General features: G+C 52.7%; 16 protein-coding genes. 6 read left to right on the top strand and 10 right to left on the bottom strand.

All coding sequences use genetic code 11. The features are described from left to right. The first annotated feature begins 127 nt into the window (after positions 1-127). From C3451_RS16510 to C3451_RS16500, 3 genes are all read left to right on the top strand, one after another. Positions 128-1,054 (top strand): Kdo(2)-lipid IV(A) acyltransferase, encoded by a 927-nt coding sequence (locus C3451_RS16510; RefSeq protein WP_045622637.1) that lies wholly within the window; start codon positions 128-130, stop codon positions 1,052-1,054. Positions 1,055-1,195: 141 nt separating this feature from the next. Further along, positions 1,196-2,431: a multidrug efflux MFS transporter MdtG gene (mdtG, locus tag C3451_RS16505; protein WP_022647708.1), complete on the top strand. Its 1,236-nt coding sequence runs from the start codon at positions 1,196-1,198 to the stop codon at positions 2,429-2,431. Between the two features lie 79 nt (positions 2,432-2,510). Further along, positions 2,511-2,885 carry a MysB family protein gene (locus C3451_RS16500; RefSeq protein ID WP_003858026.1) on the top strand — a complete coding sequence of 125 codons (375 nt, stop codon included), beginning with the start codon at positions 2,511-2,513 and terminating at the stop codon, positions 2,883-2,885. 7 nt (positions 2,886-2,892) lie between these two features. Here C3451_RS16500 and C3451_RS16495 read toward each other — a convergent pair whose 3' ends face one another. The 3 genes from C3451_RS16495 to mdoG all read right to left on the bottom strand — a co-directional run bounded on the left by C3451_RS16495 (position 2,893) and on the right by mdoG (position 7,279). After that, entirely contained in the window at positions 2,893-3,120 is a 228-nt protein-coding gene (locus C3451_RS16495; RefSeq protein WP_003858030.1) for a YceK/YidQ family lipoprotein, read from the bottom strand. An 84-nt stretch (positions 3,121-3,204) separates the two neighbouring features. Continuing rightward, positions 3,205-5,733 carry a glucans biosynthesis glucosyltransferase MdoH gene (mdoH, locus tag C3451_RS16490; protein ID WP_022647707.1) on the bottom strand — a complete coding sequence of 843 codons (2,529 nt, stop codon included), beginning with the start codon at positions 5,731-5,733 and terminating at the stop codon, positions 3,205-3,207. Continuing rightward, entirely contained in the window at positions 5,726-7,279 is a 1,554-nt protein-coding gene (gene mdoG, locus C3451_RS16485) for a glucans biosynthesis protein MdoG (protein WP_032622136.1), read from the bottom strand. The genes mdoH and mdoG overlap by 8 nt, the downstream gene beginning before the upstream one ends. A 255-nt stretch (positions 7,280-7,534) precedes the next feature. On the opposite strand from mdoG, the gene mdoC reads away from it, so the two are divergent. Then, complete coding sequence (mdoC, locus tag C3451_RS16475) at positions 7,535-8,674, top strand: glucans biosynthesis protein MdoC (protein ID WP_022647705.1); 1,140 nt, start codon at positions 7,535-7,537, stop codon at positions 8,672-8,674. 41 nt (positions 8,675-8,715) lie between these two features. On the opposite strand, the gene ymdB is transcribed toward mdoC, so the two are convergent. The 5 genes from ymdB to csgB form a co-directional block, all read right to left on the bottom strand. Then, positions 8,716-9,252: an O-acetyl-ADP-ribose deacetylase gene (gene ymdB / locus C3451_RS16470; RefSeq protein ID WP_022647704.1), complete on the bottom strand. Its 537-nt coding sequence runs from the start codon at positions 9,250-9,252 to the stop codon at positions 8,716-8,718. An 80-nt stretch (positions 9,253-9,332) separates the two neighbouring features. Then, positions 9,333-9,653 carry a type 1 fimbrial protein gene (locus tag C3451_RS16465; RefSeq protein ID WP_045622602.1) on the bottom strand — a complete coding sequence of 107 codons (321 nt, stop codon included), beginning with the start codon at positions 9,651-9,653 and terminating at the stop codon, positions 9,333-9,335. Between the two features lie 153 nt (positions 9,654-9,806). Further along, positions 9,807-10,139, bottom strand: coding sequence for a curli assembly chaperone CsgC (csgC, locus tag C3451_RS16460; protein WP_023299776.1), 333 nt, complete (start codon positions 10,137-10,139; stop codon positions 9,807-9,809). A gap of 56 nt (positions 10,140-10,195) precedes the next feature. Further along, positions 10,196-10,651 (bottom strand): curli major subunit CsgA, encoded by a 456-nt coding sequence (csgA, locus tag C3451_RS16455; protein ID WP_003858043.1) that lies wholly within the window; start codon positions 10,649-10,651, stop codon positions 10,196-10,198. A gap of 39 nt (positions 10,652-10,690) precedes the next feature. Then, the gene (gene csgB, locus C3451_RS16450) at positions 10,691-11,146 is read right to left on the bottom strand and encodes a curli minor subunit CsgB (protein ID WP_022647701.1); all 456 of its coding nucleotides are present in this window, start codon (positions 11,144-11,146) and stop codon (positions 10,691-10,693) included. A gap of 742 nt (positions 11,147-11,888) precedes the next feature. On the opposite strand from csgB, the gene csgD reads away from it, so the two are divergent. Further along, entirely contained in the window at positions 11,889-12,539 is a 651-nt protein-coding gene (csgD, locus tag C3451_RS16445) for a biofilm master transcriptional regulator CsgD (RefSeq protein ID WP_006809293.1), read from the top strand. 4 nt (positions 12,540-12,543) lie between these two features. Beyond that, the gene (gene csgE / locus C3451_RS16440) at positions 12,544-12,933 is read left to right on the top strand and encodes a curli production assembly/transport protein CsgE (RefSeq protein ID WP_124304346.1); all 390 of its coding nucleotides are present in this window, start codon (positions 12,544-12,546) and stop codon (positions 12,931-12,933) included. On the opposite strand, the gene C3451_RS24760 is transcribed toward csgE, so the two are convergent. Further along, a complete protein-coding gene (locus C3451_RS24760) occupies positions 12,828-13,052 on the bottom strand; it encodes a hypothetical protein (protein ID WP_124304354.1) in 225 nt (74 codons plus the stop codon). The genes csgE and C3451_RS24760 overlap by 106 nt on opposite strands. Beyond that, a partial coding sequence (locus tag C3451_RS24575; RefSeq protein WP_002906209.1) for a hypothetical protein occupies positions 13,034-13,103 on the bottom strand: 70 nt, incomplete at its 5' end. The genes C3451_RS24575 and C3451_RS24760, both read right to left, overlap by 19 nt.

Genomic DNA, 13,103 nt, shown 5'->3' with positions numbered 1-13,103 from the left:
ATTTCAGTCAACCTGATTAATCAGACTTAACACTTGCATATTCTTTCATGTTTCGATGACAGACATTTTGGCTATGCCTCAAAAAATGAGACAATAGCCCTTCAGGACGTTAGAACACAGGACAGACATGACCCAGTTACCGAAATTTACTGCCGCGCTTTTACACCCACGCTATTGGTTAACATGGTCAGGCATTGGCTTGTTGTGGCTAATTGTACAGCTGCCTTATCCCGTAATTTTCCGCATGGGTAAAGGACTGGGCCGCATTGCTCAACAATTTATGAAGCGTCGCGCCAGGATCGCGTATCGAAATCTTGAGCTTTGCTTTCCTCAGATGAGCGAATCTGAGCGTCACGACATGGTGGTTAAAAACTTCGAATCTGTCGGCATGGGACTGATGGAGACCGGTATGGCCTGGTTCTGGTCGGATAAGCGCATGGCGCGCTGGACGGAAGTGGCCGGAACCGGCATGGATCCGGTGCATAATCTCCAGGCCAACCAGACTGGCGTCCTGCTGATTGGCGTTCATTTCCTGACGCTCGAAATTGGCGCGCGCATGTTCGGCATGCAGGCGCCGGGTATTGGCGTTTATCGTCCCAACGATAATCCGGTGATCGATTTGATACAGACCAACGGACGCATGCGCTCGAATAAAAGCATGATCGACCGCAAAGACCTTAAAGGGATGATCCGCGCCCTCAAATCAGGTGAAGTGGTCTGGTATGCCCCGGATCATGACTATGGCCCGCAATCCAGCGTGTTTGTCCCGTTCTTTGCGGTGGAAGAGGCCGCGACGACCACCGGGACCTGGATGCTGGCGCGGATGTCCAAAGCGGCTATCGTGCCGTTTGTACCGCGCCGTAAACCAGACGGTTCAGGCTATCAGCTCATCATGCTGGAGCCGGAACTCACGCCGCCGCTGGATGATGCAGAAACCACCGCGCGCTGGATGAATGCTATTGTCGAGAAATGCATTATGCTCGCTCCCGAGCAGTACATGTGGCTGCATCGCCGCTTCAAAACCCGGCCTCAGGGCGTCCCTTCTCGTTATTAATCTGCATGCGGTCTTCCGGGCCGCAAGCTGTTTTAGCTTTAAAAGCTCCCCGTCATTGCGGCAATCATACCCCAGGCGCATAATTAGCAGGCTTATTACCTCACTGGTCACGGTGCCCTGCACCTCATTATGCGGATAGTTATGTCCTCCACAGATGCTCCCATAAACTGGAAACGCAACCTGACGGTTGCATGGCTGGGTTGTTTTCTTACTGGCGCCGCCTTTAGCCTGGTAATGCCCTTCCTGCCCCTCTACGTTGAACAGCTCGGCGTCACCGGCCATAGCGCACTGAATATGTGGTCCGGCCTGGTGTTCAGCATTACGTTCCTGTTCTCCGCCATTGCGTCGCCTTTCTGGGGTGGGCTTGCGGATCGCAAAGGCCGCAAAATTATGCTGCTGCGCTCCGCGCTCGGCATGGCGATCATAATGCTGTTGATGGGGGTGGCGCAAAATGTCTGGCAGTTCCTGATATTACGCGCGCTCCTGGGTCTGCTCGGGGGATTTATCCCCAATGCCAACGCCCTGATCGCAACCCAAATCCCACGCCATAAAAGCGGCTGGGCATTGGGTACGCTCTCCACTGGCGGCGTAAGCGGCGCACTGCTGGGTCCGCTGGCGGGCGGGCTGCTGGCCGACCACTACGGACTGCGGCCGGTATTCTTCATTACCGCCAGCGTGCTGTTCCTCTGCTTCCTCGTGACGCTTATCTGCATCCGTGAGAATTTCACGCCGGTAGCCAAAAAAGAGATGCTGCACGCCCGGGATGTGCTGGCCTCGCTGAAAAACCCAAAGCTGGTGCTGAGCCTGTTTGTGACCACCATGATTATTCAGGTGGCCACCGGTTCAATCGCGCCTATTCTGACGCTCTATGTCCGCGATCTGGCGGGCAACGTCAGCAACATTGCTTTTATTAGCGGCCTGATCGCCTCTGTTCCCGGCGTGGCCGCGTTGCTGAGCGCGCCACGGCTCGGCAAGCTGGGCGATCGCATCGGCCCGGAGAAAATTCTGATCTGCGCCCTGATCCTCTCCGTCCTGCTGCTGATCCCCATGTCGATGGTGCAGTCTCCCTGGCAGCTCGGCGTGTTGCGCTTTCTGCTGGGCGCAGCGGACGGCGCGTTGCTTCCGGCGGTGCAGACGCTGCTGGTCTATAACTCCACCAACCAGATTGCCGGGCGTATTTTCAGCTACAACCAGTCGTTTCGCGATCTGGGTAACGTCACCGGGCCGCTGGTCGGCGCGGGGGTTTCGGCCAGTTTCGGTTTCCGGGCGGTCTTTATCGTGACGGCAGGCGTCGTGCTGTTCAACGCTGTTTATTCCTGGCTCAGCTTATCCCGGGCGCTACGCCCGGCGCGCATAACACAACATCGTGACGGCTAATTTACGCATTCATACTTGCACAATCATATAATCAGCTATTCTTTCCCTGAATACCTTCACGAAAAACAGGGAGACACCAATGACCATGTACGCCACGCTGGAAGAAGCAATTGATGCCGCTCGCGAAGAATTCCTCGCCGATAATCCCGGCATTGAGGAAGAAGATGCTGACGTGCAACAACTCAATATCCAAAAATACGTCCTTCAGGACGGCGATATTATGTGGCAGGCCGAATTCTTTGCTGATGAAGGTGAAGACGGAGAATGTCTGCCGATATTGAGTGGTGAAGGTGCGCAGGCGGTATTCGACGGCGACTATGACGAAATTGAGTTACGTCAGGAGTGGCTGGAAGAAAATACGCTGCATGAATGGGATGAAGGTGAGTTTCAGCTCGAACCGCCGCTGGATACCGAAGAAGGTCAGGCCGCAGCGGACGAATGGGACGAGCGATAAGCTCTCGTTACTCGTAAGGGCCGTGGCTGGCATCGATGGGCAGCAGTAGCGTGTCGAAAATCAGCGAAAACGGCAGATCGAGCACGGTGAGATAGCGCCATGCGGAATCGCGGACATCCCACTGTACGCCGGGGTAGTACTGATTCCCGTGGCCCTGTCCGGGAATGGTGCGGCTGATGATGCTGCCGCAGCCGCTGAGCAGGCATGCCATCATGACGACGATGATTACTTTCATTTCTGACCTCTAAAAAAATACCGGCCTCACAGCCGGTATTTTATTTGGCAGGTGGCGCTTCGCTTACCCGCCCTACTTAACAACTTACTTCGTCTTCAGTGCCAGCGGATTCAGCTTCACGTCCTTGTAGTAGTTCACCCACGAAGAGTATCTCTCCGGAGAAGTCCACACGCGGTAGTGAAGCCGTGCCATCGTCACCGGATCGCTCAACAGCACCAGACGACGGTCGCGGTTAAGCTTTTCTGGCGTCTCGTTCAGCGCCTGCTCAACGTGGCGATCGCGGGCGATCTCCAGCACCTGGCTGGCGCGGTGACGCGCAGTCGCCATCGCGGTTGCCAGCGCGTTGAATGACGGGTTAAACACGGCGTGCATAAAGCCATCATCCAGCGTGCGTTTGCGGTTCTGCTCCAGATAGGTATCGGTATCCACCAGCACCTGCGGCGGAGAATACTCTTCCGGGATCAGGAACAGCTTCCAGCGTTTGGTACGCAGGCCCACCGTAGAACGGCTGGAGATCACCGACACAAATGGCGACAGGATCAGCGAGAAGACGATTGGCGCCAGCCAGAACAGGAAACGCAGATCCAGCCAGGCCATACCAACGGCCCACACCAGGCCCAGCAGCAGCTGAGAGCCGTGGCGCATAAAGGCTTCACTCCATGGCGTAGAGTCATCGTCTCGCTGCGGTGAATTCCACACCACTTCCCATCCCAGGAACGCGCTCACCACGAATACCGTGTGGAACAGCATACGCACCGGTGCCAGCAGGACCGAGAACAGCACTTCCAGCAGCAGTGAAAGGGTTACGCGGCAGAAACCACCGTACTCCTTCGAACCTTTACACCAGATCAGAATGATACTGAGCAGCTTGGGCAGGAACAGCAGCACCATGGTCGACGCGAACAGCGCAATCGCCAGCTCCGGACGCCACTGCGGCCACACCGGGAACAGCTGGCGCGGTTGCAGGAAGTACTGCGGCTCCGTCAGGGCATGCACAACCTGCAACGCGGTCGAGAGTGCCAGGAACATAAACCACAGCGGCGCAGACAGATAGGACATGACGCCCGTCAGGAACACCGCACGGTGAACAGGGTGCATCCCCTTCACCAGGAACAGGCGGAAGTTCATCAGGTTACCGTGACACCAGCGGCGGTCACGCTTGAGCTCATCCAGCAGGTTCGGCGGCAGCTCTTCATACGAGCCCGGCAGATCGTAGGCAATCCAGACGCCCCACCCTGCGCGACGCATCAGCGCGGCTTCCACAAAGTCATGCGACAGAATGGACCCGGCAAACGATCCTTCACCCGGCAGCGGCGCCAGGGCGCAGTGCTCGATGAATGGCTTCACGCGGATAATAGCGTTGTGGCCCCAGTAGTGAGATTCACCCAGCTGCCAGAAGTGCAGACCGGCAGTAAACAGCGGCCCGTAGACGCGGGTCGCAAACTGCTGGCAGCGCGCATATAGCGTGTCCATACCGGACGCTTTTGGCGAGGACTGAATAATACCCGCGTTCGGATTGGCTTCCATCAGACGGACCAGCCCGCTCAGGCAGTCGCCGCTCATCACGGAGTCCGCATCCAGTACCACCATGTAGCTGTACTGGTTACCCCAGCGACGACAGAAGTCATCGATGTTCCCGCTCTTACGCTTAACACGACGACGACGACGACGGTAGAAGATCTGCCCTTCGCCCTGCACTTCAGCAATCAGCTCCATCCAGGCTTTTTGCTCTGCCACGCAGATATCCGGGTTGTAGCTGTCGCTCAGGATGTAGACGTCGAAATGCGCCGCGTTACCGGTCGCCTTTACGGACTCCCAGGTGGCACGCAGCCCGGCGAATACGCGGTCAACATCTTCGTTACAGATAGGCATGATTAGCGCGGTACGGTGCTCAGGATTGAGGGGTTCATCCCCGACCGTCGACGCGGAAATGCTGTATTTGTCACGCCCCATCAGCAGTTGCAGGAAGCCCATCAGCGCCGTCCAGAACCCGGCGGAGACCCAACAGAACAGCACGGCAAACAGCAGAAGGATGCCGCTCTGTAAAATATACGGCAGCAGCTGCATGAAGGAGACCCAGATATCCTGGCCAATCATGTCAGCAGGGTTAATCAATGCCCAGCCCTGGTACGGCAGAATAGTTTTCATGTACCAGGTGGCGACAACCGTCTGTGCCAGCGTCAGCAGCAGCAGAATGTAACGACGAATCGTTCCCACGGTACGCCATTTCTGCTCGGACGCCTGTTGTTCTTTGGTCAGACGTGACAGATAGCGCGGCGTCACGTCACGCCCACGCAGGCGATCCCAGAAGCGACCCACCGGGTTGGTGCGCCACGGATCGGGGAACATAGAGGAACGCGTGGCCTTCGGCATCGCCTGTAGCTGGTCACGCCCTTCGTCATCCTTGATTAACTGCCCTTCTGCCAGCGAGTCTGGCCATGCCTGCTCCAGACGTGCCTTCACTGACCCCAGCGGCGTATCATCATCACGGGAAAAGTGACGATGTTCACCATCCAGCGCGGTGTGAACCGCGCGGATGTCGCTCGCAGGGAGTGCCGCTTTTTCAATGTCCGTTAGCGGCATGGCATCAATATATTCAGATGTATTATTCATTGGCAGGTAGCTGATAGCTCCAGGTTTCACTCAGCGGCTTATCGTTACTGACCAGCGCGGCGCGCATTTCAGTGGTCTGTTTCGGATCTTTCACCTTCACGCGCAGGGTCAAACGCCACCCTTTGGTGACCGGATTGTAACGCACGGCGTTCTCAACGATTTCACCGTTATCGCCAATGCTGGCCTGTGCCGTCACGGCAGTATCCGGCGCCAGTTTTTTCATATCCTGCCCGGTGAAGTCCACGATAAATGCCAGCGTGCCATCCGGCTGACGAATCAGGTTGGACTGCTTCACGTCCCCCGTAGAACGACGCGTCTGCATCACATACGCGTTATCCGGTGCGTGCAGTTTGTCTTCGTCACGGCTGAAGGTGATCGCATACTTGAAGTTCATCTCTTTACCGGCTTCAGGCAGCTGATCCGGTGTCCAGTACGCCACGATGTTATCGTTGGTTTCATCATTGGTTGGAATTTCAACCAACTCAACCTTGCCTTTACCCCAGTCGCCTTTCGGTGTAACCCAGGCGCTTGGGCGCAGATCGTAGCGGTCGTCCAGATCTTCAAAGCGGGAGAACTGACGGCCACGTTGCAGCAGACCAAAGCCCTGCGGGTTTTCCATCGCAAAGCTGCTGACGGCGAGGTGTTTCGGGTTGTTCAGCGGACGCCAGATCCACTCGCCGTTACCAGCATGAATGGAAAGGCCATTAGAATCATGCAGTTGAGGGCGGAAGTTAGTCGCCGGAGACGGCTGATTCGGCCCGAACAGGAACATGCTGGTCAGCGGCGCGACGCCCAGTTTGCCCACTTTATCGCGCAGGTAAACTTTAGACTGCACGTCAACCACCGTGTCACGCCCTGGCATGATCACGAAGCGATAAGCGCCTGTCGCACGAGGGGAGTCCAGCAGCGCATAAATTGTCAGACGTTTGTCGGTTGGTTTTGGACGTTCGATCCAGAACTCGCGAAAACGTGGAAATTCTTCACCTGATGGCAGCGCGGTATCAATTGCCAGACCGCGCGCAGAAAGCCCGTACACCTGCCCCGCGCCAATCACGCGGAAGTAGCTGGCACCAAGCATGCTGACGATTTCGTCGTTTTTATCTTTGCTGTTAATCGGGTAAAGCACCTTGAAGCCTGCGAAGCCGAGGTCTTTCACCGTGTCTTTATCGTGTTGCACATCGCCAAAATTGAAATAATCCGGGCTGTACTTGATTTTACGTACCGCGGTCGCCGTCACTTCATTGATGGCAACCGGCGTGTCGAAGTACATACCCTGGTGGTAAAATTCAAGCTTGAACGGGGTTTTAATATTGTTCCAGTACGCTTTATCGTGATTGAACTGGATCTGCTGATAGTCCGCGTATTTCATGTCGCGGAAAACGGAGGGCAGGTTACTTTTTGGCGCTTCGTAGCTCTTGCCCGCCATCGATTTAGCCTGTTTTGCGACATCATCGATGTTAAAGGCCAGTGCAGATGAGGTATACAGTGACAACAGCACTGCTACACCCAACCAACGCATTTTCATCATTTGTGGTTTATGTTTCATAATAAGTAAGCACTTCCCCCTTTGTGTGCTTATATCGATCCGATCCATTTTAATGGAAACTCAGGCAATCCGACAACATTATCACTGCTTTGTTCAGCTCGCTGGCTCATGGATTAAGCAAATGAAAGAACCCGCTTTTCACTTTGCGTGCTTATCCTGGAGACAGGGTGTCGGTCTTGGTGTAGGGTTGGCTCCGAATGTAACCATTATGAGCCTTAGGGATAAGGCGAAAAGTCTGAGAATGCGCAAAGTTATATGAGCACAACCCCAGTACAACGTGAATATTTCCTCGACTCGATCCGCGCATGGCTCATGCTATTGGGGATCCCTTTTCATATTTCACTGATCTATTCCAGCCACACCTGGCATGTGAACAGCCAGATGCCCTCCTGGTGGCTGACGCTGTTCAATGATTTTATCCATGCCTTCCGCATGCAGGTGTTTTTCGTCATTTCAGGCTATTTCTCTTACATGCTCTTCTTGCGCTATCCCCTCAAGCGGTGGTGGAAAGTGCGCGTGGAGCGCGTGGGCATACCAATGTTGACGGCCATTCCGCTGCTGACGCTGCCGCAGTTCATCATGTTGCAGCATGTTAAAGGCAAGGCGGAAAACTGGCCTAATCTCTCGTTCTATGAGAAATACAACACCCTGGTCTGGGAGCTGATTTCCCACCTCTGGTTCCTGCTGGTACTGGTGGTGCTAACCACGGTGAGTTTGCTGATCTTCAGTCAACTGCGCCAGCGCGCGAGCGCCGCAACCTCGACCTTCTTCGCCAACATCACCCTGGGCAAGCTGTCGCTGCTGTTTCTTGCGCTGGGGGTCGCGTATGCCGCCGTCAGGCGTACGCTGCTCATTGTCTACCCTCCCATTCTGAGCGATGGGCTGTTTAATTTCGTGGTGATGCAGACCCTGTTCTACATTCCCTTCTTCCTGATTGGGGCGCTGGCATTTATTCATCCCCGGCTTAAAGCGCTGTTTACCACCCCCTCCCCCTGGTGTGCGGTGGGTGCTGCGCTGGCCTTTGCCGCCTATCTTCTCAATCAGCGCTTTGGCAGCGGGGACGCGTGGATGTATGAGACAGAGAGCGTGATAACGATGCTGATGGGCCTGTGGATGGTTAACGTGGTGTTCGCCCTTGGCCATCGTCTGCTGAATTTTAAATCAAGTCGCGTCACCTATTTCGTTAATGCTTCACTGTTTATCTACCTGGTCCACCATCCGCTGACGCTGTTTTTCGGGGCGTACATTACGCCGCATATCAAATCGAATGCGCTGGGCTTCTTCACCGGTCTGGTCTTTGTGGTTGGCATTGCCATCGTGTTGTATGAAATCCACCTGCGGATCCCGCTTTTGCGTTTCCTGTTCTCAGGCAAACCTCAGGTTAAAGCGGGATAACAAAACGGCGCCTCCAGAGCGCCGTTTTTGCTTTTCAGACATCAAAATGCCTGGCTGCGCGCGGTCAAAAGCCGCTGATACAGGTCGGCGGTGTGCTCATCGAAACAGACAAAAATGACTTTTTCCGGCATGGGTTTGAGGGAAAGGTAGTGATAAACGGTATTCACGGCGATCGTAGCTGCCGCTTCCTTTGGATAACCGTACACCCCGGTGCTAATGGCGGGGAACGCCATGGTCTTATAGCCGTTATCTGCCGCAAGCCGCAGGCAGTTACGATACGCCTGCTCCAGAATCTCAGCCTCATGGCGGTCGCCACCGTGCCAGACGGGTCCAACGGTATGGATCACCGCTTTGGCCGGGAGATCGCCCGCAAGCGTAATAACAGCATGCCCCGGCGGGCACTCTCCCTGCTGCTGGCGCACGGTTTTGCATGCTTCAAGGAGCTGAGGGCCCGCGGCCCGGTGAATGGCACCATCCACCCCGCCCCCACCCAAGAGGGAGGAATTGGCTGCGTTGACGATCACGTCAACGTGCACCGTCGTGATATCGCCATGAATAACGTCGATTTGCGGTCTCATAAACACCCTCTGCAACCCGCCTTTTTCATCAGTGTATCGCAGAGGGAGAAGGAGAAAAACTGTCGCGAAAAAAACGGCGGTTAACGGTAATCCACCTGAACGACCGCAAGCGTTTTCTTTTCATTCAGGTATTTCATGGTGACAGCGGCCAGCGCTGAGTGAGGATGATGGCCCCGGAGCGCCTCTTCATAACTGATGGTATGCGTTTTCATACGGTTATTTTCCGGGCAGGAAATCGCAAACTGCCGATGCCGGGGCGTGACTTCGCACGGGTCAGCGACCACCGCGCCACGAAAATGAATCACCCCACCATTCTCTATAGTTGCTGAATAAGCCGGAGAAAAAAAAGAGGACAGGATCAGTCCCAGACCAGAAATAATACACGCTGCGGATTTGAACATTATTTGTACTCCTCAATGAAATTCGTCCTTGAGGGGTAAAAACGCTCCGTTATGACGTATCAATTTAAGCAACCCGTTTGCTGGGTTCTTGATATCAGCATAGCTTACCTGTGCAGCGCCGCCACTTTATTAAATCATTGATTTTATGAATGATTAAAGCGTACTTGCCGGTGCGTTCCACTGCTGTGATAAATGAAGCGATTTTCCATCGGAAACGGTGACGATTATTTTTACCGCATCCCCTGAGCGAATATTTAAACTGATTCGCGTTAAATCAATCGGCTGATTAGCGGGTATAAAAAGAGTATTTTTCTGCCGCGATGTACTTTGTCCCCCCTGCCCCTGTCGGACAGATAACACCTCAACCTGACATTCGCAGGCGTCTGCCAGCGTGACCTGAGGAATAATGGTTGTCACATTTGCCTGCTGTGAGGTACTGAACGTTATCTGGCTGGCAAGCGCGGCAAGGAGAATGAAGGTGCTCATGAGATCCTCCCGAAAAAAAACAGGGCGGATGCCCTGTTTTTTGGTACAGAAATGAATCAGTACTGGTGTGCGGTCGCGTTGTTGCCGAAGCCAACCTGGTGCACAGTCACCGTTGAGCCGGACGCTGTCTGGTCTACCGCTGCGCCGTTGCCGCCGCCGAACTGTTTCACGTTGATAACAGAGTCTTTGCTATTCCACTGGTCGATGGTGGCGCTGTTACCAAAGCCTTTTTGCAGCAGATCGATAGAACTGTCATCAGAGCCCTGGCCAACATCTGCGCCGTTACCGCCACCATGCTGGGTAATGGTCAATTCAGAATCTCGGGCATCCGTCTGCAAAGCAAGCGCGGAGTTACCGCCGCCGTACTGGTAAATGCTCAGGGTTGAGTCAGGGCCGTTATTGCCGCCACCCCAGCCACCACCGTGGCCGCCGCCAAATTGTGGTACCGCACCTGCGAAAGCACTGCCAGAAACTACGATTGCTGCAATAACTGCCACTTTGAAAAGTTTCATGGTAAACCCCCATCGGATTGATTAAGGCGTCACACATCGCTAGCGTTGAATAACGCGAATAGCCATCTGCGACTGTCTCTGTACTACAACTGCTGTTTTCTGCGTACCATACTGCGTTATATTCGCCCTGTTACCCGAGCCTTTCTGGATAATCATGGCGGTGTTGCCAAAAGCGCCCTGCTTAATACTCGCATCGTTGCCGTTGCCGGTCTGATCGATATAAGCAAGGTTATACGTCCCTGACTGATCAACATTCGCGCGGTTATTCCCGCCCTCCTGGGAAATAACGGACAGCAATTTAGAACCGCCCTGGCGTACATCAACATTATTACCTGAACCCTGTTGACCAATAATGGCTGCCTGATTGTATGAAGCTTTACTTAATTCATTTATCGCAAAATTATATTCAGAACTGGCTAAATCTGAATCACCTGCGATTACAAACCCAGGCGCACCCAGTAATGTAAACATCATAAACAACGTTTTGTTTTTCATGCTGTCACCCTGGACCTGGCTATAAAAAAGGTATTCCTTACTCCGTTAACGCGATTCGTTTTGTTAACGCCGCGTTACGGAAAAGAGTATGTCTGCCGAAACATGTTTAATATCTCACCCGTGCGCCTTATTTTTATATTCCCCTTCACCACAAAGTCGTAAATCTCGCCTGAAACGACGGGATACTCGCCTAAAGCAGAAACCAAAAATGTTTTCCTGCGCTTGTACAACAGCGAGACAGGTTGTCCAACCTGTACCGGCTTCTTCAGACAAAAACGACAATGCCCTTTGTCACGCGCGTGACACGAAGCAAGTTTTCTTAAGAAAAAATTCCGGCTTAGGGAAGTCTTATGTTTTTAGCAGAGTTCATACTTTTTACCGGCTGGCTTACAATAATAAAAAACCAGATAATACAACTCATTATAATATACCGTATGGTTTTTAAAATCTGTGCACGTTTATACACCTGTACAACTTTCCCCTTATCTTAAAATCTATTAACCCTGCAAAATACACAAATAAATATCGAATTTTACATTTTGTTACACGATTAACACTTGCTTTAAAGTTTGCAATAGCTAGATTGAAAACAGCAGTACGTTATTTTTTTTAATTTTACCGCCTCCTTTGGAGGAAGGTTTTTTAACTACACACAGCAGTGCCACACCTGCAGTACTTCTGGTGCCCTTTTCAATAATACGAGGGCAACTGCCGGGTGTCATAAATAACGTAGGGTTTCATCATGTTTAATGAAGTCCATAGCTTACCCGGTCATACATTATTGTTGATCACAAAACCTTCCTTACAAGCGACAGCGTTATTGCAGCATTTAAAACAATGCCTGTCACTTAACGGGAAACTTCATAACATTCAACGTTCTTTTGATGATATCGCTCCTGGCAGCATCATTCTTCTCGATATGATGGAAGCGGATAAAAAACTGATCCATTACTGGCAAGATAATTTAAGCAGGAAAAACAATAATATCCGCGTATTGTTATTGAATACGCCTGATGAGTATCCTTTCCGCGAAATTGAGAGCTGGCCGCATATTAACGGCGTGTTTTACGTTACAGAAGAAGAAAACCGTGTCGTGGAGGGTTTGCAGGGCATATTGCGGGGGGAGTGTTATTTCTCGCAAAAACTGGCCAGCTACCTCATTACCCACTCCGGAAATTATCGCTATAACAGTTCGGAATCGGCCCTTCTGACGCACCGTGAGAAAGAGATCCTGAACAAACTGCGTATTGGTGCTTCAAATATTGAAATCGCCCGTTCGTTATTTATCAGCGAAAATACGGTTAAGACGCATCTTTATAATCTTTTCAAAAAGATAGCTGTTAAAAATCGCACGCAGGCGGTGTCGTGGGCAAACGATAACCTCAGGCGTTAATAGCATGAAACGCACCCTAAGTTGGATTGCCGCCGCAGGCATTATGCTTGCTGCCGGAAACCTTCAGGCTGTTGAGGTGGAAGTTCCTGGACTGTTGACCGACCACACCGTCACCTCTGTCGGACACGATTTTTATCGTGCCTTCAGCGATAAGTGGGAAAGCGATTATCCGGGTAATTTAACCATCAACGAACGGCCCAGTGCGCGGTGGGGAAGCTGGATCACAATAACCGCTAATCAGGACGTTATTTACCAGACTTTTTTATTCCCAACGAAAAGAGACTTCGATCAGAACGTCGCTTTCGCACTGGCACAAACAGAAGAAGCTATTAACCGCCTACAGTTAGGGAAGGTGCGAATAAGCAGGTCATTTCTTCCCAAGCTGACTCGCTGATTAAAATTTCGCGGATCTGGGCCGATTTTTTTCCCGCAAACACATCGAATCAGCCTATTTAGGCTATTTTTTCCACCATTTCTGGCGTTATTTCCGGTTTTTACTGAGATCTCTCCCACTGACGTATCATTTGGTCCACCCGAAACAGGTTGGCCAGGGTGAATAACATC

Origin of the sequence: Enterobacter sp. 301B, from assembly GCF_003850715.1 — a bacterium.
Classification (GTDB): Bacteria; Pseudomonadota; Gammaproteobacteria; order Enterobacterales; family Enterobacteriaceae; genus Enterobacter; species Enterobacter intestinihominis.
The sequence above is the reverse complement of the archived record's forward strand: the minus strand, read 5'-3'. Positions and strand labels throughout refer to the sequence as shown.

Excerpts from the sequence above, each read along its gene's own strand:
- C3451_RS16510 (WP_045622637.1), top strand. The coding sequence starts at position 128 with ATGACCCAGTTACCGAAATTTACTGCCGCGCTTTTACACCCACGCTAT.
- mdtG (WP_022647708.1), top strand. The coding sequence starts at position 1,196 with ATGTCCTCCACAGATGCTCCCATAAACTGGAAACGCAACCTGACGGTT.
- C3451_RS16500 (WP_003858026.1), top strand. The coding sequence starts at position 2,511 with ATGACCATGTACGCCACGCTGGAAGAAGCAATTGATGCCGCTCGCGAA.
- C3451_RS16495 (WP_003858030.1), bottom strand. The coding sequence starts at position 3,120 with ATGAAAGTAATCATCGTCGTCATGATGGCATGCCTGCTCAGCGGCTGC.
- mdoH (WP_022647707.1), bottom strand. The coding sequence starts at position 5,733 with ATGAATAATACATCTGAATATATTGATGCCATGCCGCTAACGGACATT.
- mdoG (WP_032622136.1), bottom strand. The coding sequence starts at position 7,279 with ATGAAACATAAACCACAAATGATGAAAATGCGTTGGTTGGGTGTAGCA.
- mdoC (WP_022647705.1), top strand. The coding sequence starts at position 7,535 with ATGAGCACAACCCCAGTACAACGTGAATATTTCCTCGACTCGATCCGC.
- ymdB (WP_022647704.1), bottom strand. The coding sequence starts at position 9,252 with ATGAGACCGCAAATCGACGTTATTCATGGCGATATCACGACGGTGCAC.
- C3451_RS16465 (WP_045622602.1), bottom strand. The coding sequence starts at position 9,653 with ATGTTCAAATCCGCAGCGTGTATTATTTCTGGTCTGGGACTGATCCTG.
- csgC (WP_023299776.1), bottom strand. The coding sequence starts at position 10,139 with ATGAGCACCTTCATTCTCCTTGCCGCGCTTGCCAGCCAGATAACGTTC.
- csgA (WP_003858043.1), bottom strand. The coding sequence starts at position 10,651 with ATGAAACTTTTCAAAGTGGCAGTTATTGCAGCAATCGTAGTTTCTGGC.
- csgB (WP_022647701.1), bottom strand. The coding sequence starts at position 11,146 with ATGAAAAACAAAACGTTGTTTATGATGTTTACATTACTGGGTGCGCCT.
- csgD (WP_006809293.1), top strand. The coding sequence starts at position 11,889 with ATGTTTAATGAAGTCCATAGCTTACCCGGTCATACATTATTGTTGATC.
- csgE (WP_124304346.1), top strand. The coding sequence starts at position 12,544 with ATGAAACGCACCCTAAGTTGGATTGCCGCCGCAGGCATTATGCTTGCT.